The 21,950-nt window shown below is 62.1% G+C and carries 17 protein-coding genes; 10 read left to right on the top strand and 7 right to left on the bottom strand.

Going from position 1 to position 21,950, the window contains the following annotated elements:
* Nucleotides 1-313 precede the first annotated feature (313 nt).
* The 6 genes from AC3A5O_RS22365 to AC3A5O_RS22390 all read left to right on the top strand — a co-directional run bounded on the left by AC3A5O_RS22365 (nt 314) and on the right by AC3A5O_RS22390 (nt 7,377).
* The gene (locus tag AC3A5O_RS22365) at nt 314-829 is read left to right on the top strand and encodes a sigma-70 family RNA polymerase sigma factor (RefSeq protein WP_122568383.1); all 516 of its coding nucleotides are present in this window, start codon (nt 314-316) and stop codon (nt 827-829) included.
* Nucleotides 830-1,807: a FecR domain-containing protein gene (locus AC3A5O_RS22370; protein ID WP_487753732.1), complete on the top strand. Its 978-nt coding sequence runs from the start codon at nt 830-832 to the stop codon at nt 1,805-1,807.
* A gap of 99 nt (nt 1,808-1,906) precedes the next feature.
* Nucleotides 1,907-4,318 carry a TonB-dependent siderophore receptor gene (locus AC3A5O_RS22375; protein ID WP_487753733.1) on the top strand — a complete coding sequence of 804 codons (2,412 nt, stop codon included), beginning with the start codon at nt 1,907-1,909 and terminating at the stop codon, nt 4,316-4,318.
* 64 nt (nt 4,319-4,382) lie between these two features.
* Nucleotides 4,383-5,570 carry an ABC transporter substrate-binding protein gene (locus AC3A5O_RS22380; RefSeq protein WP_487753734.1) on the top strand — a complete coding sequence of 396 codons (1,188 nt, stop codon included), beginning with the start codon at nt 4,383-4,385 and terminating at the stop codon, nt 5,568-5,570.
* The gene (locus AC3A5O_RS22385; RefSeq protein WP_122568379.1) at nt 5,567-6,628 is read left to right on the top strand and encodes a FecCD family ABC transporter permease; all 1,062 of its coding nucleotides are present in this window, start codon (nt 5,567-5,569) and stop codon (nt 6,626-6,628) included. Before AC3A5O_RS22380 ends, AC3A5O_RS22385 begins: the two co-directional genes overlap by 4 nt.
* Nucleotides 6,622-7,377 (top strand): ABC transporter ATP-binding protein, encoded by a 756-nt coding sequence (locus AC3A5O_RS22390; protein WP_122568378.1) that lies wholly within the window; start codon nt 6,622-6,624, stop codon nt 7,375-7,377. Before AC3A5O_RS22385 ends, AC3A5O_RS22390 begins: the two co-directional genes overlap by 7 nt.
* A gap of 43 nt (nt 7,378-7,420) precedes the next feature.
* Here the strand turns inward: AC3A5O_RS22390 and AC3A5O_RS22395 are convergent, their stop codons facing one another.
* Nucleotides 7,421-9,382: a methyl-accepting chemotaxis protein gene (locus AC3A5O_RS22395; protein ID WP_305481391.1), complete on the bottom strand. Its 1,962-nt coding sequence runs from the start codon at nt 9,380-9,382 to the stop codon at nt 7,421-7,423.
* 271 nt (nt 9,383-9,653) lie between these two features.
* Here AC3A5O_RS22395 and AC3A5O_RS22400 point away from each other — a divergent pair, with 271 nt between their 5' ends.
* From AC3A5O_RS22400 to AC3A5O_RS22410, 3 genes are read left to right on the top strand one after another with little or no spacing between them, the layout of a single operon-like run.
* On the top strand, nt 9,654-10,451 hold the full coding sequence (locus AC3A5O_RS22400; RefSeq protein ID WP_487753735.1) for a MipA/OmpV family protein: 798 nt from the start codon (nt 9,654-9,656) through the stop codon (nt 10,449-10,451).
* Nucleotides 10,451-11,137, top strand: a complete 687-nt coding sequence (locus tag AC3A5O_RS22405) for a response regulator transcription factor (RefSeq protein WP_122568375.1) — start codon at nt 10,451-10,453, stop codon at nt 11,135-11,137. The genes AC3A5O_RS22400 and AC3A5O_RS22405 overlap by 1 nt, the downstream gene beginning before the upstream one ends.
* Nucleotides 11,130-12,479, top strand: a complete 1,350-nt coding sequence (locus AC3A5O_RS22410; protein WP_487753736.1) for a sensor histidine kinase — start codon at nt 11,130-11,132, stop codon at nt 12,477-12,479. Before AC3A5O_RS22405 ends, AC3A5O_RS22410 begins: the two co-directional genes overlap by 8 nt.
* A 156-nt stretch (nt 12,480-12,635) precedes the next feature.
* Here the strand turns inward: AC3A5O_RS22410 and AC3A5O_RS22415 are convergent, their stop codons facing one another.
* The 5 genes from AC3A5O_RS22415 to AC3A5O_RS22435 form a co-directional block, all read right to left on the bottom strand.
* Nucleotides 12,636-13,892, bottom strand: coding sequence for an MFS transporter (locus AC3A5O_RS22415; RefSeq protein ID WP_487753737.1), 1,257 nt, complete (start codon nt 13,890-13,892; stop codon nt 12,636-12,638).
* Nucleotides 13,893-14,246: 354 nt separating this feature from the next.
* Complete coding sequence (locus tag AC3A5O_RS22420; RefSeq protein ID WP_305470625.1) at nt 14,247-15,500, bottom strand: OprD family porin; 1,254 nt, start codon at nt 15,498-15,500, stop codon at nt 14,247-14,249.
* Between the two features lie 94 nt (nt 15,501-15,594).
* Nucleotides 15,595-16,899, bottom strand: a complete 1,305-nt coding sequence (locus AC3A5O_RS22425) for a CitMHS family transporter (RefSeq protein ID WP_122568372.1) — start codon at nt 16,897-16,899, stop codon at nt 15,595-15,597.
* A 140-nt stretch (nt 16,900-17,039) separates the two neighbouring features.
* Entirely contained in the window at nt 17,040-18,365 is a 1,326-nt protein-coding gene (locus tag AC3A5O_RS22430) for a dicarboxylate/amino acid:cation symporter (protein WP_122568371.1), read from the bottom strand.
* A 41-nt stretch (nt 18,366-18,406) separates the two neighbouring features.
* The gene (locus AC3A5O_RS22435; protein ID WP_305470623.1) at nt 18,407-19,489 is read right to left on the bottom strand and encodes a 4-oxalomesaconate tautomerase; all 1,083 of its coding nucleotides are present in this window, start codon (nt 19,487-19,489) and stop codon (nt 18,407-18,409) included.
* A gap of 168 nt (nt 19,490-19,657) precedes the next feature.
* Here AC3A5O_RS22435 and AC3A5O_RS22440 point away from each other — a divergent pair, with 168 nt between their 5' ends.
* Nucleotides 19,658-20,548: a LysR family transcriptional regulator gene (locus tag AC3A5O_RS22440; protein ID WP_487753738.1), complete on the top strand. Its 891-nt coding sequence runs from the start codon at nt 19,658-19,660 to the stop codon at nt 20,546-20,548.
* On the opposite strand, the gene AC3A5O_RS22445 is transcribed toward AC3A5O_RS22440, so the two are convergent.
* Nucleotides 20,473-21,858 (bottom strand): MFS transporter, encoded by a 1,386-nt coding sequence (locus tag AC3A5O_RS22445; protein ID WP_487753739.1) that lies wholly within the window; start codon nt 21,856-21,858, stop codon nt 20,473-20,475. The two genes, AC3A5O_RS22440 and AC3A5O_RS22445, sit on opposite strands and share 76 nt — an antisense overlap.
* Between the last annotated feature and the right edge of the window lie 92 nt (nt 21,859-21,950).

The raw sequence follows: 21,950 nt of genomic DNA on the forward strand, positions 1-21,950 counted from the left end.
TGTTCACCGCAGATCTTTGTGAGAGCGACTTGCTCGCGATGGCGCCGGTACAGTCCACATCCCTGCAAGCTGACATACCGCTATCGCGAGCAAGCTCGGCTCCCACACTGATCTCGGGTGTTCATGGAATCGGTGTTCACCGCAGATCTTTGTGGGAGCGAGCTTGCTCGCGATGACGGCGGCACATTCAATCTCAATGCAGCCTGATCCACCGATATCGCGTGCAAGCTCGCTCCCAGTCGATGCCGCTTGCGTCGCGGGCAAGTTGTCCTTTAGCATTGGGAATACTTCTCAATTGCAAAAAGCTGCAGCCATGAGCGAAACCCTGCCCGCGAACAACGACCATCATCTGCGCGTGATCGAAGACCTGTACGCCGGCCATCACGGCTGGCTGTACGCCACGCTGAAGAAAAAGCTGGGCAATGCCATGGATGCGGCGGACCTGGCCCAAGACACCTTCACGCGCATTCTTGCCTCCCAAGTCACGGCCATTGACCAGCCCCGGGCCTACCTGAGTTGCGTGGCCAAGGGCATTCTCATCAATTGGTATCAGCGCAAGGCCCTGGAACGTGCCTACCTGGAGGCGCTCGCGCATTTGCCGGCCCAGGAAGTGCCGTCCCCTGAATTGCGCTTCTTGGTGCTGGAAACCTTGCACGAAATCGATGCCATGCTCGACACCCTCCCGGCGCCGGTCAAGCGGGCATTCCTGTTGTCGCAGATCGGCGGTCTGAAATACGACGACATCGCCCAACAGCTGAACGTCTCGCTGATCACGGTCAAGCGCTACATGAAGCAAGCATTCGTGCAGTGCTTGATGCTGGTGGAATGAATGCTCACTCGTCGCCGTGAGCCGCCCCTCGATCCCAAGGTTCTCGAAGAAGCCGCCGAGTGGCTGATGCGCTTGAGTGAAAGCGACCTCAGCGACACCGAGCGTGCCGAATGGGAGTGCTGGAGAGCCAGCAGCCCCGAGCGCGGCCGGGCCTGGTCTCGTGCGCAGTTGCTGCAAAGCAAGCTCGGCGGCTTGCCACGAGCATTGGCAATGTCGGCGTTGGATCGCCCAAGCAGCCCCGAACGGCGTGCGGCCCTCGGCAAACTGGCGTTGCTGCTGGCAGCGGTGCCTGTCGGTTGGGGCAGCTGGAAACTGGCGCAGTCGCAGCAATGGTCCGCCGACTACCGCACCGCCATTGGCGAGCGTCGCGAGTTGACCCTGGCCGACGGCTCGCACCTCACCCTCAATACCGGCACGGCCATCGACGTGCTGTTCGACACCCAGCAGCGGCTCATCCGTGTGCGCGAAGGGGAAATCCTGGTGCAGACCGCGCCGGATGCTTCACCCCAGGCCCGACCGTTCCTGGTCAGCACCGGCGAGGGTCGGATGCAAGCCCTGGGTACGCGGTTCACCGTGCGCCAACTGCCATCGCGCACCCAGTTGGCGGTACTCGAAGGCGCCGTGCGGATTGAATTGGCCGAGGCTCGCCGGGCCGCGCCGCTCATCGTCAACGCCGGGCAGCGCACTGACTTCTCGTCCCAGGCCTTCGGCCCGTTGACCCCGACAGATCGCAACGTCGGCGCCTGGACCCAAGGCATGCTGATGGCCGACAAGATGCGCCTGGCGGATTTCGTCGCCGAACTGGCGCGCTATCGCCGGGGCTTCGTGCGGTGCGACCCGGCCATCGCCGATCTGCGGGTTTCCGGCGCCTTTCCCATCAGCGATACCCAGCGCACGCTCAACATGCTGGTGCAAACCTACCCGGTCCTGGTCACCGGCCATTTGAGCGGTTACTGGGTAACGCTCTCCCCTGCCTGACCCCACAAAAATTATTCGCTACCCAGGTGATACTTTTTTTGATCTCAACTGGCAAAGAAAGGAATAACCATTTCATCTCCTCCATAGGGTCATCCATCCATGCTCGTTGCACGGCCCCTGCGTCCGGATCGTCCGTCCAAGCCCGTCATGCGCAGTGTGCTGTTGAGCCTTGCGTTGAGCACGGTCACCGGGTCGTTCGCCTTCGCCGCCGTGCCCGCGCAACTGGAAGCCATCGCCCCGCGCGCCTATGAAATCGCCCCCGGGCCGCTCGGCCCCGCCCTGTCGAGTTTTGCGATAGCCGCCGGCATTGCCTTGTCGTTCCAGCCGTCAATCACTGAGGGCCTGGTCAGCCCGGGACTCTCCGGCACTTATCCGACAGCCCAAGCGCTCACACACCTGCTGGCCGACAGCGGCGTGGAGATGGTTGCCCGCGACGATGGCAGTTACACGCTGGTACTGCGCCAGGTGTCCCTGCCTGAGATCAACGTCGATGCCGCCGGTAGACGCAGCACCGGCCTGCCACCCACCGACGCCAGTGGCCAGGTCGCCCGCGGTGCCCGCCTCGGCCTGCTGGGCAACGCCGATGTGATGGATGCGCCGTTCAGCATCAGCAGCTACACCTCGACGATGATCAAGGATCAACAGGCGGTCACCGTGGGCGACTTGCTGGAGCGCGATGCTTCGGTGCGCTCCACTGGCCAGGCGGGCGGTATCGTCGACTCGTTCTTCATCCGCGGTTTTCCGCTGGGGGAAGGCAATCTCGGTGAGTTGGCGTTCGACGGTGTGTATGGCGTGGCATCCAATTACCGGGTATTCACCGATTACGCCGAGCGCATCGAACTGGTCAAGGGCCCCGCCGCCCTGCTGTATGGCATGTCGCCCAACAGCGCCGTAGGCGGTGTGATCAACGTGGTCCCCAAGCGCGCCCTCGACGAAGACCTGACCCGGTTCACCAGCCGCTACGCCAGCGACTCGCAACTGGGCGGTCACCTCGACGTCAGTCGACGCTTTGGTGAGGAGCGCCGGTTCGGGATCAGGCTCAACGGTAGCCTGCAGCAGGGTGACACGGCCATAGACAAGCAGTCCCGAGACGTCGGTACCGGCGCCATGTCCCTGGATTACCAAGGGGATCGCCTGCGCATGACCCTGGACCTGATCAGCCAGGATGAAAAGTTCGACGCCGCCTCACGCCCTTTCAGGATCGACCCCGGCGTGCAAATTCCCTCCGCCGCCAACGGCCGCACCAGCGTCAGCCAGGACTGGGGACGCTCGCGAGCCCGGGACAAATCGGCGTTGCTGAGTGGCGAGTATGACCTCAGCGACCAGTTGACCCTGTTTGCCCACGCCGGCGGTGGGAAATCCGAGGTCGAGCGCCTGTCCGACCAGACCCCGACCATCCTCAATGCCGCCGGCGACACCTCATCGGTACCCGGTTATTACAAGTTCAAAGTCCAGCGCTACACCGTCGACGCCGGCGCGCGCCTGGGCTTCGACACCGGGCCGGTCAGCCACCGCGCGGTGCTGCAAGTCAGCCGTTATCGCGACGAGTTGTCCCGGGGCATTGTTTCCGGCCCCGCCATCCTCTCGAACATCTATCACCCGGTCGACCGGCCCCGGCCCAACCTCGCCGAGCCCCACACGCCGAAAGTCTCGGCGAGCGAACTGTCGGGCGTCGCCCTGGCCGACACCTTGTCGGTGCTCGATGAGCGCCTGCAAGTCACCCTCGGGCTGCGCCGGCAAAACATCCAGTCGGACAACTACAACACCACCGTGGCCACCCCGTCCTACGACAAGAGCAAGACCACGCCCCTGTTCGGTATCGTCGCCAAGCCCTGGGAGCATGTCGCGCTGTACTACAACTACATCGAAGGCCTGAGCAAGGGTGACATCGCGCCGTCCGCCGCCACCAACGCCGAAGAGGTTTTCTCCCCCTACATCTCCCGCCAGCAGGAGATCGGGGTCAAGGTCGACTACGACCGTTTCATGGCCACGCTGGCGTTGTTCCAGATCAAGAAACCCAGCGGTGAATTGTCATCCGGGGTGTTTTCGGTGCAGGCCCAACAACGCAACCGTGGCGTGGAATTGAACCTGTCCGGCGAAGTTGCCCGGGGCACGCGCCTGCTCGGTGGCGTAACGCTGCTCGATGGAGAACTGACCCGCACCCGTGTGGCCGCCAACCGTGGCAACACACCGGTGGGCGTCCCCACGGTCCAGGCCAACCTCTGGGCCGAGTGGGACACCCCGGGCATCGACGGGCTGACGCTGACCAGTGGCGCGATCTACACCGCCAGCCAGTACGTAGACCAGGCCAACACCCAAGAACTGGATGCCTGGACCCGCTTCGATGTCGGTGCCCGTTATGCCACCCGCATCGCCGAACGGCCGACGACCTTTCGCGCCACGGTGCAGAACGCCTTCGACCGCGCCTATTGGTCGGGAGTCGCGTCCTATGGCGCGTTTTCCCAAGGCGCACCGCGCACCCTGTTGTTATCCGCCACCGTTGATTTCTGAAACCTGCGGGCCGGGGCGGCGACTTGCGCCGTTGTCCGGTCCGGCTTTTGTAAAGGCATGAACCATGGTTACCGCTTTTCGCCGCCCTCACACCCTCTTCGCCCTGCTGTTCGCCGGGCTGCTCGGTGTGTCGTTTCTTTCGCTGACGCCCCGCAGCGCCCTGGCCGTCGAGGCGGCCCCTGCCCTGGGCAGCGTGACCGACCTGCTCGGGCGCCAGGTCAAGGTCCACCTCCCGGTCCGGCGGGTGATCCTCGGCGAAGGCCGCCAGTTGTACCTGGTGGCGGCGCTGGATACGCAAAACCCCATCGAACGCATCGTCGGTTGGCGCAAGGACCTGATCCAGTCCGACCCGGACACCTATGGCGCCTACCTGCGCAAATTTCCCGACATCGCCAAGATCCCGACCTTCGGCGGGTTCGAGGACGGCACCTTTGACATCGAGCAGGCGATTTCCCAGCGTCCCGATGTGATCATCCTCAATATCGAAGCCCAGCACGCCACCGAGGATGCGCGCTACATCGAGAAGCTCGACGCCTTGGGTATCCCGGTGGTCTACGTCGACTTTCGCAACAACCCGATGCAGAACACCGAGCCGACCATGCGCCTGTTCGGCCAGTTGTTCGGCAAGCAAGCCCGTGCCGAAGCCTTCATCGATTTTCGCAACCAACAGATTCGCCGCGTCACCGACGTCATTGAAGCGCGCCACCCTGCCCGGCCAAAAGTCTTCATCGAGCGCATCGGCGGTTACACCGATGATTGCTGCCTGAGTTTCGGCAACGAGAATTTCGGCCTGTTCGTGGAAATGGCCGGCGGCGATAACATCGCCAAAGGCATCATCCCCACCACGTTCGGCCAGTTGAATGCCGAACAAGTGGTGGTCGCAAATCCGGCGCAGGTGGTGGTCACCAGTGCCAACTGGGAAGCCTTTGCCCCCGGTGGCCATTGGGTCGGAGTCGGACCGGGGGCGGACATGACCCAAGCCAGGCAAAAACTGGCGTGGTACACCCAGCGGCCAGCCTACGCCGGCATCAAGGCCCAGGACGACCGAGCGTTCCACGCCATTTGGCACCAGTTCTACAACAGCCCCTATCAGTTCGTAGCCATCCAGCAATTGGCCAAATGGTTTCACCCGACGTTGTTCGCCGACCTGGACCCGGATGCCTCGTTCCGCCAACTGCATGAGCAGTTCCTGCCGGTGCCTTATGAGCCGGGCTACGCCGTCAGCCTGCGCCAGACCGAGGACAAGCCATGACTTCGCTGAACGAAACCCTGGTGATGCAACGTGACACCTACCGGCGCCTGGTGCTGCGCAAGCGGCTTATCCTCGGTGGGCTCGCGCTGTTGCTGATCTGCAGCGTCCTGCTCGACCTGGCCCTCGGGCCGGCCCGCTACAGCCTCGACGAAGTCCTCGGTGCGCTGTTGTCACCCGACAGCGCATCACCCCAGGTCCGCGTGGTGATGTGGGACATCCGCCTGCCCGTGGCGCTGATGGCCGTGGCGGTGGGTGCCGCCTTGTCGCTGGCCGGCGCGCAGATGCAGACGATCCTCAACAACCCGCTGGCCAGCCCATTCACCCTGGGTATTTCCGCCGCCGCCAGTTTCGGCGCGGCCATGGGGCTGGCGTTTGGCGTGGCCTTGTTCCCGCTGGCGGCGCAGTACATGGTGCCGGTGAACGCGTTCATCATGGCCATGCTGTCGGCATTGCTGATCCACTTCCTGAGCCTGCGTCGCGGTGTCACCGCCGAGACCATCGTGCTGCTCGGCATCGCCCTGGTGTTCACCTTCAACGCGTTGCTGGCGCTGGTGCAATTCTTTGCCACCGAACAAGCCGTGGCTGCCGTGGTGTTCTGGACGATGGGCAGCCTGACCAAAGCCACCTGGCCCAAGCTCGGGGTGATCTGCCTGGTGATCCTGGTCACCCTGCCGATTTTCGCCCGGCGCGCCTGGGCCTTGACCGCGCTGCGCCTGGGGGACGACAAAGCCGCGAGTTTCGGCATCAATGTGCGCAGCCTGCGCTTTCAGACGCTGATCATGGTCAGCCTGCTTGCCTCGTTCCCGGTGGCGTTTGTCGGCACGATCGGCTTCATCGGCCTGGTCGGCCCGCACATTGCGCGGATGCTGATTGGTGAAGACCAGCGGTTCTTCCTCCCGGCGTCCCTGCTGACCGGCGCACTGATTCTGTCCGCCAGTTCGGTGATCAGCAAAACCCTGATCCCCGGGGCCATCTTCCCCATCGGCGTGGTCACGTCGCTGATCGGCGTGCCCTTCTTCATATCCTTGATTCTCGGCGGGAAGAAAAACTCATGGTAACGATCCGGCTGGAGAATCTCGGGGCCCGCTACGGCCAGCGCACGGTCATTCACGGCGTCACCACCGCAGCGTTTGTCGGCGGCCAAGTGGTGGCGGTGGTCGGCCCCAACGCGGCGGGCAAATCCACCTTGTTCAAGCGCATGGCCGGGTTGATCGACGGCCCTGGGCAGGTGGTCTTGGCGGACTCGAAAAAGGGACCCCAGGGCATCAGCTACATGCCCCAAGGCTTGAACGCCAGCGCCCGGTTGACGGTGTACGAGTCGGTGCTGCTGGCGCGCAAGCAGCTCACGCCGGGCTGGGTCGTCCATGATGATGAGCTGAAGCTGGTGGACGACATTCTCGCCGCACTGGGCATCACTGAGTTGTCGTTCCGTAACCTCGGCGAGCTCAGCGGCGGACAGCAGCAACTGGTGTCGATCGCCCAGACCCTGGTGCGCGAACCGGAAATCCTGCTGATGGATGAACCGACCAGCGCCCTGGACATGCATCGGCAAGTCCAGGTGCTGAACTTCATGCGGGCCCTGGCGCGCAAACGCCAGGTCATTGTGTTCATCGCCATCCATGACCTGAACCAGGCGCTGCGCTTTGCCGACCAGGTGCTGGTTATCGCCGACGGCACCGCCCAGGGCAGCGGCCCGAGCGCCGAGGTGATTACCGAGCCGATGCTGCGCCAGGTCTACAAGGTGCAGGCACGGATCGAGCAGTGCAGCCGCGGCGAGCGCCACATCCTGATTGACGATATCGTTTGAGCGCACACCCGGGCCTTGCGCCAAAGGCCCGGGGCCGCAGGACCTAGGCCACCTTGAAGCGATTGACCAACTGTTGCTGGTACTCGGCCAGGCGCGCCAGTTCCTGGCTGGTGATGGCTGTCTGTTCGGCTCCGGCGCTCACCTGGATCACCAGGTCATTGATCTCGTTCACGTTGCGATTGATATCCTCGGACACCGCGCTTTGCTCTTCGGCAGCGGAGGCGATCTGGATGTTACGGTCGCTGATCGTCGCCACGCCCTCGGCGATCTCCACCAACAACTCGCCCGCGCGCTCGACTTTGCTCGCCCCGTCCTGAGCCTTGTCCAAGGTCTGCTGCATGGACAGCGCCGCACGATCCGACCCGGCTTGCAGGTTGCTGATCATCTGTTGAATGTTGCCCGTGGATTCCTGGGTCTTTTGCGCCAAGGTACGCACTTCGGAGGCGACCACCGCAAAGCCGCGCCCATGATCCCCAGCCCGCGCCGCTTCAATCGCCGCATTGAGCGCCAACAGATTAGTCTGTTCGGCAATGCCGCGAATCACATCGAGCACGGAAGAAATGGCATCGCTTTCCAGCTTGAGATCACCAATGATCCCAGCGGTTTCCTCGGCCTGCCCGGACAATTGGCGAATCAGCCCGATGGTGCTTTCGATTTCCACGCGCCCTTGGGCCGTATTGAGATTGACCTGTTGCGACATGTGCGCCGCATCGTTGGTACTTTGCGCCACCTCGCGCACCGTGGCGCTCATCTGATTGATCGCGGTGGCCACCAACTCGGTGCCTTGGCGCTGTTGCTCGACACTCTCGCTGGTCTGGACCGTCACCGTGGAAGACTCTTGCGCGGCGGTGGCCACTTGCGCCGTGGCATTGCCGATTTCCTGCACGACTTCGCTGATCTCTTGCGCCATGCGATTGAGGTTGCGTGAGATCTGGCCGAACTCATCCCGGCCTTCATAGGTGGCCCTGGCGGTGAGGTCACGCTGGGCAAGGCCGTTCAGAACCCGGTTCACATCGCGTACCGCCAGATCGATCAGGCGGATGATCACATACGACAGTACCGTCACCGCCAGCAGCGCCACGATGACCGAGCCGAGGGTCAGCCACAACGCACGGTTTGCTTCATCACGCCCCTGTATCGCCAGGCGGCTGACGCTTTGACCGAGAGCTTCTTCCACCTGGCTCATCATGTCGATGCGCTGAGTGGAGAGTTCGAACCAGGCCTCTGGCTTGATGCCCAGCGACTGGCCCAAAGGAACCTCGAAAGCCAGGCGCTGCAACTTGCCGACTTCGACCGCAGCGGGTTTGAGCATCTGCTCGGTAAATTGTTGAAGCAGGGCTGGCTGGGCCTGGCGACGGAATGCGTCGGAATAAGCAGAGAACTCGCCGAGATTTCGGCTAAAGCGCGATAACAAGGTCTCGTCGAAACGATCCTGACTGAATACCAGGCCCAGCACGACCCGTTCGCGTCCGGCCCGTTCTTTCATCTCGATAAACTGATTGAGCGCACCGAGCGCATGAACAATGGTGGCGTTATTGATCGTCGCTTCCAAAGAGTGGGTATAGCCCATCAGCGCTTGAATGATCTCGGTATAACGAACACCGGATTCGGTGCTACTGATACCCAACTTATCCACTTGCCCACGAATGGCGGGCAGTTGCTCCAAGGCCTGGAGGACAGTGTCCAATTGCGCGCTCCCCGACGCAGACAACCGGCGCACCACCTCGGCCGAGGCATTGGAGCCCTGGCGCGCCTGGGCCATCCGTTCGCCCATCGACTTGCCACCGCTGCCCAGGAACACCCCGCTGGCGCCGCGCTCGCGCTGCAATACCGTGATCAGTTGACTCAATTTCTGCGCCGTGGCGCTGGCGGTGACCGTGGCGTCCATATCGCGCAGTGTCTTGTAGTTGTCCACGACAAAGACGCCGGCCAAGGTGAGGAATCCCAATAAGGGAAGTAGCAGGATCAATAAAAGTTTCAGACGCAGCGGTGCATTCCTGAGCATTTCCGTTCAAGCCTCATTTCATATTGAATTAGTGACGCGTGAACTTGTTGTAAGAAGGCTGTTATACACGCTGACTTGGGTCGATCTTAGCGCAATACTAAATAGCCATCACCCCTGATATTGCACCGCTTGGCACTTATAACGGTCATGAAGCGGGAATATGTATTTGCCTTGATCGAGGTCAAGCTTTCGACAATTAACCGTAAGTATCCGGTAAGGGAAAACGCTCAACGATAGGCGCGCATTTCATCCTGTCCCGTTGGAGCCCCCCATGCATTTGCTGCGCTTAGCCGTTTCAACCATCCCGAATGTGATCCTGCTCGCCGTGGTCAGTTCGGCGATGACCGCCCAGGCTACAGAGCCTGAAACCGTCGAACCGTCGTCGTCCTGGGGACTGGGGGTCGGCGCGATCAGCAGCCAGCAGCCCTATACCGGCATCGATCGTGACAACAAGGCGATACCGCTGATCTACTTCGAGAACGAATACCTGCGGGTGTTCGGCCCAAACGCCGAGGTCAAGCTGTCGCAGTTGGAGATCAGCGACACCCAGCAAATCGATTTCAGCCTCGTGGGCCAGTACGACTTCAGTGGCTATGATGCCGATGACTCGCGGGTTTTCGATGGCATGAGCGACCGTAAAAGCAGCTTCTGGGCCGGGGCCAAAGTGCAGTGGCACACCAATCTGGTGGACGTGCACGCCGAGTGGCTGGCGGATGTCTCGGGCAACAGCAAGGGGCAGCGCTTCAACCTGGGCCTGGAGCGGACCTGGCGGCTCGGCGAGCACATCACCCTCACGCCCCATGTGACGGCGATGTGGCAGGACAAGAAATACGTCGATTATTATTTTGGTGTGCGCGACAGTGAAGCCCGCATCGGTCGCGCGGCCTATGACGGCAAGTCTGCCCTCAATAGCGAATTTGGCATCCGGGGAAACTACATGTTCGATCAGCACCACTCTGTGTTCCTCGATATCAAGGCGACCCGCTTCGCCAGTGAGATCAAGGACAGTCCGCTGGTAGACCGTTCTACCGAAAACAGCGCGCTGTTCGGCTACCTGTACCGCTTCTGATGAGCCGCATTCTGCTGGTCGAGGACCACGAACGCTTGGCGCAACTGGTCAGCACGGGATTGACGAACGCCGGGATCGCCGTCGATGTGATCAACCGCATGGATGGCGCATGGGCGGCCATCCAGCGGATGCCCTACCAGGCGTTGATCCTCGATCGCGGCTTGCCGGACGGCGACGGGCTCGTTTTGTTGAAGCGCCTGCGCAGCGCCGGGCTTGGCCTGCCGTGCCTGGTGCTCACGGCACGGGATGCCCTGCATGATCGGGTACAGGGGCTCGATGCCGGTGCCGATGACTATCTGCCCAAGCCGTTTGCCATGGATGAAATGGTTGCCCGGGTGCGGGCTTTGCTGCGGCGCCCGGTGGACTGTCGCCCACTGGCCCCCAGCCACGGTGACCTGAGCCTGCAACCCGAGACCGGCACTATGTGTTGTGCCAATGAAAGCATTACCTTGGCGCCGGCGGAAATGCAGATCATGTTGCTGCTGTTGCGCAAGTCTGGGGAAATCGTCCGTCGCCCCAGCATCGAGGCGGCGGGCTGGGGCTTGAGCGAAGCGGTCACGCCGAACGCCCTGGACGTGGCCCTGCACCGTATCCGCCGCAAGCTGCTGGCCATCGGCTCCCGCCAACGCATCGTCAACCTGCGAGGTCTCGGTTATGCGCTCCGCCAGGTCGACGTGGTTGAGTAGCCTCAGGTTCAAGGTGCTGCTGGCCTATATTGCCGGCGTGGCGCTGAGCATCCTGCTGATCGTCTCGGCGGCGTTGGTCCTGGTCACCTCACAGAGCGACATCCTGTCGGTCATGAACATGGCCGAACGCACCCAGGAGCTGGCGGAAAAACTCCAGTTCGATGCTGGCGGGCGCCCGGTCGGATTCGACCCCAGCGAGGCGGATCGAATCTGGACCTATGACAGCATGCGCCAGGAGATCGGCTACCGCGTGCTGGACGCCTCGGCAAACGTGGCCCTGGCGTCCACCGATGCGACCTTTTGGCCGGCGAGCGCCTCGGTGCGCCCTTTGGAGCAGGAACCGTTCAAGTTCGAGCGCCAGGGCATTTTGATGTATGGCGCCACCGCACCGGTCGAACACGACGGCCAGACCTGGTTCCTGCAGCTCGCCGTCAGCGAACGGTTGATGGACCTTTTCCACGGTGCCTTCGCCCTGCCCTTCATGGGCGCCGGCATCGTCCTGTTCAGTCTGGTACTGCTCTTCGTCTTTGGCGCCTGCGCCTATGTCATTTTGGGCTATACACTCAAACCCTTGCGCGAAGTGTCCGAGTCAGCCGCGGCCATCTCGCCTCGCTCGCTGCATTCACGCTTGCAAGTCAGCAGCGTACCGTCCGAGGTCGTGCCACTGGTGGACAGTTTCAATCGAGTCCTCCAACGCCTGGAAAATGGCTACCGGATCCAGCAGGAATTCCTGGCGACCGCGGCACACGAGCTGAAGACACCGCTGGCGCTGATACGTGCGCAAATCGAATTGATGGCAGACAGTCCCAATCGCAATGCGCTGCTCAACGACGTGGCCCACATGACCCGTCAAGCTCAGCAACTGCTGTTGTTGACCGAAACCAGTGAGGCCCAGAATTATCGGTTTGCCGCGGTCGAACTGGCCGATGTGGCGAAGGAAGCCACCGACTATCTACAGCGCATGGCCGAAGCCGTCGATGTGCGCCTGGTGCTGGCCGAGGATTGCACGGGCATTGCCCCTTGGCAGGCAGATCGCAGCGCCCTCTTCACCTTGCTGAAAAACCTGCTGGAAAACGCCCTCCAACACGCCCCTCGGGGCACGGAGGTTCGGGTGGACATCGGCAGGGATCACCTGAGCGTACGCGACTGGGGCCCTGGGGTTGATCGGGAGCAACTGCCCCAGCTGTTCGTACGCTTCTGGCGCGGACCTCATCGTCGCGACCATGGCGCCGGCCTGGGTCTGACGATCTGCCAGGAAATCGCCCAGGCCCATGGCTGGACGCTCTCGGCCACGAGGGCGGAGCCAGGCTTGTTGCTGCAGGTATCTCGACGAGATGACTAGATTCAGATGCCAGGCATGATATGCAACTCAATGTGGGAGCGAGCTTGCTCGCGATGATGGCGGCACATCCAACATCGATGCCTGCTGGACCACTGCTATCGCGAGCAAGCTCGCTCCCACAGGGGGTTGAGTATGGGGGGAACTTGATGGGCGGCCTCAGGCAACGCCACCGTCAGCTACCGCAAGGGTGTCGACCTGGGGAACGCGGCTTGGCCGGAACGTCTCGGGCATCGCCAGCAACAGACCAAATGCCAACGCGGCAATCGCCGCCAGGGTCAGGAACGCCGCGCTGTAGCCAGCTCCTTGCACGACGAAGCCGGCCAGGCTGTTGCTCAACGCAGCACCGAACCCGAACACCGTCGACAATACCCCGAGGCTGACGTTGAAACGCCCGGTGCCCTGGGTCAGGTCCTTGACCACCAGCGGAAACAGCGCGCCAAACAACCCGGCACCAATCCCGTCCAGCAGTTGCACCGCCACCAACCAATAGGGATCGTCGGAGAGTACGTACAACACACCGCGGATGGGCAGGATCAGGAAGCCGGCCAGCAGCAACGGCTTGCGGCCCCAGGCATCGGCCTTGACCCCCACCAGCCACGCCATGGGTACCATGACCAGTTGCGCCGCAACGATACAGGCCGACGTCAGCGGCGTGGCCAGGTGTACGTTGGCCTGGGCCAGCTTCTGGCTGACCAGGGGGAGCATCGCCGCGTTCGCCAGGTGAAACAGCCCACAGCAAATGGCGAACAACAGCAGCGTGCGGTTATCTAGCAAGACCCGCAGCGTCGAGGGTACCGGGCCGTGGACCGACTGACCGGCCTCCAGGCCCCGTGCCACGTCATGGTCGATGGCTTCGGCGGACACGCAACTGACCGCCACGATGCTGGCCAATGCCATGGCCGCCATCAAGTAGAACACCGCAATGGGACCGAACAGCCAGGCGAACCCACCCGCCAGCAGCGCTGCGCAGGCATTGCCTGCATGGTTGAACGTTTCGTTGCGCCCGGTGCGCCGCGTAAAGGCCTTGGCGCCGGTAATGCCCAGGGAAATCGCGGCGATAGCCGGCGCGAAGACCGATGCCGCCACGGCGCCGATGGCCTGGGTCAATGCCACCAGGCCGAAGGACGACGTGAACGGAAGCACCAGACAACCCAGCGTCACCATCAAGGCCGCGACAGCCACCGCGGCACGCTTGCTGCGCACCCGATCGATCAACGCGCCGGCGGGCGCCTGGGCGACGAGTCCGGCCATCGCCGCCACCGTCATGACCACGCCAATGCTGGCCGGGTCCCAGCGATGCACCGCCAGTAGGTAGATCGCCAGGTAAGGACCCAGCCCATCGCGCACATCCGCGAGGAAAAAATTCAGGCCATCCAGGGACAGGTTGTTGCGTCGGTCTCGGTTTCGATCCACAGCGGCCTCGACGAGGGCTTTGCCCAAAGTTGATTGACGCCATGATGTCGCAAAGAATCGAACCGAGCCACCGCGACGAACCCGAGGTCACTGAGAAAACCGTTGATAGTTCCCACCTGTGGGAGCGAGCTTGCTCGCGATAGCGGACCATCAGCCAACGATGATGCTGGATCTGACACCGTCATCGCGAGCTCGCTCCCACACTGGCTTTTGGGTTGGGTGGGAGTTCCATGTTCACCCCTCAGCAAGGAGAGCTGAGCCCGATCTCGCAACGATTCGATCCTAGCCACTGCGATGTACGCGCAGCCGCTGAGGGCGCGCTACGCCAAGGCGTCGGCCGTCGCACACAGCGCCCTACCAAAGCGCGATGTCGTAGGTGAAATAGATCCGGTTGCTGTCACGGCCCCGGGCAAAGTCCGAGCGATAGACGTAGTTTCGCACCTTCACGCCCAACCCCTTGAACGTACCCTGCTGCACCACATAGGCGATCTCTGCGTCACGTTCCCACTCTTTGACCGTGGTGTTGGACTTGCCGTCGTTGCCGCTCAGGTAACGGGTGGAAAACGTCAGGCCGGGCACACCGAGGCGAGCGAAGTCGTAGCCGTAACCGAGCATCCAGGTCTTCTCGTCTTCCTCGATGAACTTGCCGATCCCGACGTTGCTGAAGGAATACACCGTGGCGCCGCTGATGTAAGGCAAGCCCGCATCGCCGCTGAGCGTTTGGTAGCCGGCGCTCAACGTGTGGCCGACAACGGCGTAGGACAGCGACCCGCTGAGCATGTCGTTGTCGACCTTGCCGCCGTAGGCCGACCCCGAATCGACGCTGTTGAAGTAGCGCAGGTCGCTGGTCAACACCCCGGCGCCCAGGGGCAGATCATGCTGGATGCCAACAAAGTTCTGTCGATAGAAATTCTCCAGCTCGCCGTAGAAGTAACTCAGGCGGATGTTCTTGCCCAGCTTGTAGTCGGCACCGGCATAGCTGAAGTCACCGGACTTATCGCCACCATAGCCGTCGGGCACGATAGGCATGCTGTCGCTCGAATCCCGCAGCTTGAAACGCTCCAGATGCCCGCCGGTGAGGGTGAGGTTGTCGATGTCACTGCTCATGATCTGGGTGCCCTGGTAAGTCTGGGGCAACAGCCGCGCATCGTTGTAGATCAGCACCGGGGTCTTGGGCAGCAAGGTCCCGTATTTGAGCGTGGTCTTGGCCAGCCTGGCCTTGGCAGTCATGCCCGCGCTGGCAAACTCGTCGGCGGCGCGACCGTCGTCATGCACCGGCAGCAGACCAGTGCCGCTGCGGCCACGCCCGGAGTCGAGCTTGACCCCGAGCAGGCCCAAGGCATCGACCCCAAAGCCGATCGTGCCCGGCGTAAAGCCTGACTGGTAATCCAGCAGGAAACCCTGGGCCCATTCGGTGCGCTCACTCTTGGCGGTCCTCGCCGCCCGTGCGCTCATCCCGTGCTCGTCACGGAAATTTTCGTTGAAGTAGACGTTGCGCAATTGCAGCTTCAGCTTGCTGTCGTCGATGAAACCTTCGGCGCTGGCCGTGGCCAGGGGCAACAAGCCAAGGATTGGAAACAAAGCCCCGCGGGTAAGCAAAGTGGTCATGTCTAGCTACTCGTTGTTGTTATTGGGCGTGCAGGCCGGCACACCCCCACTTGCGGGGGCGTGTCAGGCAGGAAAACCAAGGTTGTCGGGTGAATCAGGAAAACAGCGTCAGCGCCCCGGTCAGCAGGGCCAGTGCGGTAATCACCAGGGACGTGAGCACCGCCCATTTGACGGTGGCTTTCTGGAAGTCGCCCAGGTCGCGGTCGACCATGCCCACCAGCAATAGGGTCGATGCCACCAGCGGGCTCATCAGGTGCACCGGCTGGCCGAGAATGGAGGCCCGGGCAATTTCCACCGGATCGATCCCGTAGGCTGCCGCGGCGTTGGCCAGGATCGGCACGACACCGAAGTAGTAGGCATCGTTGGACAAGACGAAAGTCAACGGCATGCTGGTAATCGCCACCACCAGCGGGAACAGATGACCCCAGGAAGGCGGGATCCAGTCCACCAGGGTTTGCGCCAGAGCATCGACCATTTTCGTCCCGGAAAAAATCCCGGCGAAGATGCCCGCGGCAAACACCAGCAGGACCACGGTCATGGCGTTACCCGAATGGGCAAGAATGCGCTCCTTCTGAATATCCAGTTGCGGGTAGTTGATCATCAGCGCCAGGACGAAACCGATCAGGAACAGGATCGCCGAGTGCATGAGCCCCATCACCAGCGCGACCATCACCGCAACCACCAGCAGCAGGTTGACGTAGGCCAGCTTCGGACGCTTGTGTGGCGTGTCTTCCATGATCGCGTTGATGTAGCAGTCACCGCCACCGCTTTGCAGTTGAACGTTGCCGATGCGCTTGCGCTCGGCACGGCCCAACAGGAACGCCGTGAACACCACCCACATCGCACCGCCGATCATGGTCGGCAGCAACGGCACGAAATACTCGCCGGCATCCAGGCCCAGCGCTGCGATCGCACGGGTCGCCGGACCGCCCCAAGGGGTCATGCCGCTCATGATGCTCAACGAGAGCATGGAAATGGTTGCCAGGATCATCGGATTCATGCCGATGCGCTTATACAGCGGCAACATCGCGGCACAGGTGATCATGTAAGTCGTCGTGCCGTCACCGTCCAGTGCCACCAACAGTGACAGCAGCGCCGTGCCCACGGCGATCTTCATCGGGTCGCCGTTGACTCGTTTGAGGATCTTGCGGATCAGCGGGTCGAACAGACCGGCGTCGATCATCAGGCCGAAAAACAGGATCGCGAACAACAGCAGTGCCGCCGACGGCGCGACCATTTTCAGGCCGTCCAGCATCATCTTGCCGGTGGTCCCGCCAAAGCCGCCGATCACGGCAAAGACGATCGGTACCACCGTCAGCGCGACGATCGGTGATAACCGTTTGGTCATTATCAGGAAGGTGAAGACCACCACCATGGCCAAGCCAAGTAAAGCGAGCATATGTCAGATCTCTTGTTGTTATGAGTAGCTTGGCAGACACCCAGGCACACGCCCTCCCACCCGCCAGGCAACACTAAGGCGTGCCTGGCGCAGAGGTATTGAGTGAGCTTACGCGGTGCTGTCAAGTCAGCCGTGAGCGGTTAGATGTGTTTGGCGACCTTCGTGCCGTCCCAGCTCGAGTCCGTTGCCGGGGTCTGCGTCTGGGCGGGTTTGCCATCCAGGGTCTGCAACAGGACTTTGCGGTCACAGGCATTTTCCGAGAGGGAGATCACCACGGTCGCGACGGCGTTGCTCGCCAGGCTGGTCAACGCCCGCGCTTCAGACATGAACCGGTCGATTCCGATCAACAGGGCCAGGCCCGCCAGGGGAATGTCGTGGATGACCGTCAAGGTCGAGGCCAAGGCGACAAACCCGCTACCGGTCACACCCGCGGCACCCTTTGACGACAGCAGCATGATCGCCAGCATGGTGATGACCTGGGTCAGCGTCAGATCGATGTTGCAGGCCTGGGCAATGAAGATCGCCGCCAGTGACAGGTAGATCGCCGTGCCGTCAAGGTTGAACGAATAACCGGTCGGCAGTACCAGCCCCACGACGCCTTTCTTGCAGCCCAGGGCCTGGAGTTTTTCCAGCATTCGCGGCATCACCGGTTCGGTCGAAGACGTCCCCAACACCACCAGGAACTCTTCACGCAGATAACGCAGCAGCTTCCACAGGCTGAAACCGTGTGCCCGGCAAATGCTGCCCAACACCACGAAGACGAAGAAGGCGCAGGCGATATACAGGGTCATGATCAGCTTGGCCAGGGAGCCCAGCGACGTGATGCCGTACTGCCCCACCGTGAAGGCCAAGGCCCCGAAAGCGCCAATCGGAGCGAAACGCATCAGGTACGAGAAAATCTTGAACACCATGTGCGAAGCTGATTCCAGGACCTCCAGCACAGGCTTGCCGCGCTCGCCCAAGGACGACAAGGCAAAACCGCAGAGCACCGCGATAAACAGCACCGGCAACACCTCGCCTTTATTGAAGGCGCCGATGAAGGTGTCGGGGATGATGTGCATGAAGAAGTCCACCACGCTCAGTTTCGCGGCGGAGTCGGTGTACTGCGACAGTCCTTGGGTGCTCAACTGCGTCGGGTCGATGTTCATGCCCGCGCCGGGCTTGAACAGATAGACCGACACCAGGCCGATGATCAGGCTGATCACCGTCAGCGCCAGGAACAGCAGCATGGTCTTGCTCAACAAACGCCCCAGCGAGCGCTTATCGCTCATGCCGGCGATGCCAGTGACAATGGTGCAGAACACCACCGGCGCGATCATCATCTTGATCAGCTTGATGAAGGCATCACCCAGCGGCTTCAAGGCAATCGCCTGTTGCGACCAGAAATGCCCGACGACCACGCCCAGCAGCACGGCGCAGATGATCTGGAAGTAGAGCGATTTAACAACTTTCATGGCATCACCCATTTTTAGAATTGTTCTGATGCAAAAGACCCAGGCGACCTGGGCTATCCGGCCAGCCGTTGGGACGCCGTGGCGTAGACGTAGCCTGAGAAAAGCCGGCGCGCAGTACGTACTACCGAAGCCCGAATGGTCTCACCCTTTTCACCGGTGTAGGACAGTACGACATCGATACCGCCGCTTGGGTGTTCGATCCGAACCTGTTGCAAGCGCGGCTCACTGACGGTGCCGAGCAACTGTGCGACGACACTGCCCTCGGTCACGCATGCGGTGGCCAGGCCGATGGAGCCAGTGATCGCCAGGGCGCGGTGACAGTTGTGCGGCATGAAGTAACGCACCTGGATCGTCCCGCCGGACTTGGCCGGAGACACCAGCACCGGCTTGGGAATGACCTTGTCACTGACATCACCCAGGCCCATGGCCAGGCCGGCTTTCAGGCGCAGGGACTCCAGGCGCTGCAGGAAGGCTTTATCGGCGTCCAGTTCAGCGGGGCTTTCATCGCCGCGCTTGCCAAGCTGGCTGGCCTGAACAATCACCATCGGCATCGCCATGTCGATGCAGGTCACCGGGATGCCGTCAATCACGTCCAGGGTTTGCCCGGTCGGAAACAGTTTCCCGGTCTTGCTGCCCGCTGCGTCGAGGAAGGTCAGTTGCACCGGAGCGGCCGTGCCAGGCACGCCGTCGATGGCGGTGTCGCCTTCATAGCTGACCTTGCCTTCCGGGGTTTGCACGTCGGAATTCACGAAGGTCCCGGTATTGAGGTTACGAATGCGCACCTGGGTCAGGTCACCGGAAGCCTTGACCAACCCCTGCTCGATGGCGAACGGGCCGACGGCGCAGAGCATATTGCCGCAGTTGGGAGCGGTATCGACCCGACGCTGGGAAACCATGACCTGAACGAACAAATAATCGACATCCGCGTCAGGGTGCAGCGATGGGCTGACGATCGCCACTTTGCTGGTTTGTGGACTACCGCCACCGATGCCGTCGATTTCCAGCTCGTGGCCGGAGCCCATCAGGTTGAGCAGCAGCTCGTCACGTTCGGCGATGGCGACCGGCAGATCCCAGGCGAGAAACACCGGGCCTTTGGAGGTACCGCCGCGCATTAGCACACAAGGAATTCGCTGCATGATCACTAACTCTTGTTGATCAATCTGGATAATTGATGCTCTGGACACAAGAGTGGCAGGGTTTAAAAAGTGTTTCCAATGCAAAGATCGGAGCAATTATTGCGTTTCACAAATGAATTATCTTACGATGATTGGTATCGCGCAGCCCTCTCTCCGCCGAGGTAGAACATGGAATATGAGCTCCAGGACATACGATCTTTCGTGAAAATCGCCGAACTGGGCAGTTTCCACGAAGCCGCTGATGCGCTGCACCTGTCGCAACCGGCCCTGAGCCGACGGATGAAAAAACTCGAGGAAGGCCTGGGCACCGCTTTGCTCGATCGCACGACTCGCAAGGTCAGCCTGACCAGTGTCGGCCGTGATTTCCTGCCCAAGGCGCGGCGCCTGCTGGATGATTTCGACGACTCGATTCTCAACATCCGCGAGCTGGCGGAACGGCAGATCGGCCGGGTGACCTTGGCCTGCATCCCCACGGCGGCGTTCTATTTCCTGCCTTCGGTGATCCGCCTCTACAACGAGCGCTACCCGAAAATCCGCATCCGCCTGCTCGACCTCAGTGCCAACGAAGGGCTCGAAGCGGTGCTGCGCGGCGAAGCCGACTTCGGCATCAACATGATGAGCGGCCAGCACCCCGACATCGAGTTCGTGCCCCTGGTCAACGAACCCTTTGTGCTGGCCTGCCGGCGCGACCATGAGTTGGCTGAACGCAATGCGGTCACCTGGTCGGAACTCAGTGACTATCGGCTGATCGGGGTCGGTCGCCTGAGCGGCAACCGCATGCTGCTGGATCATGCGCTGTCGGGCCTGAGCTGGCGCCCGCAGTGGTTCTATGAAGTGCAGCACCTGTCGACGTCGCTGGGGCTGGTCGAGGCGGGCCTGGGCGTATCGGCGATGCCCAGCCTGGCAATGCCCGCCGGGGATCATCCAACCCTGGTCAGCGTGCCGCTGATCGAGCCGGTGGTAAACCGCTCGCTGGGCCTGGTCTACCGCCGGGGCGCATCGCTCTCCCCGGCCGCGGAGAAATTCGTCTCGATCCTGCTTGAGCAGTGGCCGCAATGAAGCGAGCGCCGCCACAACACCAGTGCGGCGAGGCTGATCAAGGCGCCCAGCAGGCTGACCGCCCTCCAGCCCCACAGCGCATAGACCTGGGTCGCGGCGGCCGCCCCCAGTGCGCTGCCCACCGAGTAGAAGCACATGTACGCGCCGACCATGCGACTTTGGGCATCAGGCCGCGCGGCGAAAATCAGGCTCTGGTTGGTGACGTGCACGGCTTGTACCGCGAAGTCGAGTAGCACCACGCCGCAGACCAGTGCGATCAGGGAGCTCTCGGTAAAACTGATGGGCAGCCAGGAGAGCGTCAGGAGCCCCAGCGACCAGCCGGTCACCCGTTGTCCAAAACCTCGATCTGCCCAACGACCGGCGCGTCTGGCCGCCAGGGCCCCGGCGACGCCCGCCAGGCCAAACAGGCCGATGGCCGTGTGTGAAAGCGACAGCGGCGCGGCGCTCAACGGCAGCACCATCGCCGTCCACAGCACTGAAAAAGCGGCAAAGATCAGCAAGGCCAGCAGGCCCCGGGTCCGCAGCACCGGCTCGGTCGCGAACAGCATGAACAGCGAGCGGATGAGCGCCAGGTAGGGCTGCCGGTTACCGGGCGACACGGCGGCAGGCACCCTGGCCCAAAACACCGCCGCGATGATCAACATCAAGCCCGAGGAAACGAAATAAACCCCGCGCCAGCCCGCCAGATCGGCGATCACCCCGGAGGTAAACCGCGCCAGGAGAATCCCCAGGACAACGCCGCTGGTGACGGTTCCCACGGCCTGCCCTCGCTGCGAGGGCGAGGACAGCACGGCGGCATAGGCCACCAGCACCTGGACGACCACTGCCAGTAACCCCATCACGATCATGGCGCCCAGCAAAGCCAACCAATGTTGGGCTGCGCCGACGGCTGCCAGCGCAATCGCAGACAACACCAACTGCGCGAACACCAGCCGTTTACGGTTGATCCTGTCCCCCAACGGGACGATCAACAGCAATCCCAGGACGTAACCCACCTGAGTGGCCGTCACCGCCACCCCGATCAATCCTTGAGCAACGCCCAGGCTATCGGCCATCGAGGCAAGCAAGGGCTGGGCAAAGTAGACATTGGCGACGGCCAGTGCGCAGGTCACGGAAAACAATAACGTGAGCGATGGCGAAAGCCCTGGGCACTGCTGTTCATTCAACGACCCTGTGGCGAGGGAGCTTGCTCCCGCTGGGCTGCGTAGCGGCCCCTTTTGTGAGCGCTTCGCACTCAAGCGGGAGCAATCTCCCTCGCCACCCTGCTTGTCCGAAGGCTGCCGGGTGAAACAGTCGGCCTCTGCTGTCATGCACGTCTCCTTGGCGCTAAACTGGTTTCAATTAAAAACCTGAATGGATTGTTGATCGATCAGGTTTCAATTTGCAACCACAAAGTTCCGGC

Source organism: Pseudomonas sp. Soil_N_39 (assembly GCF_057655955.1).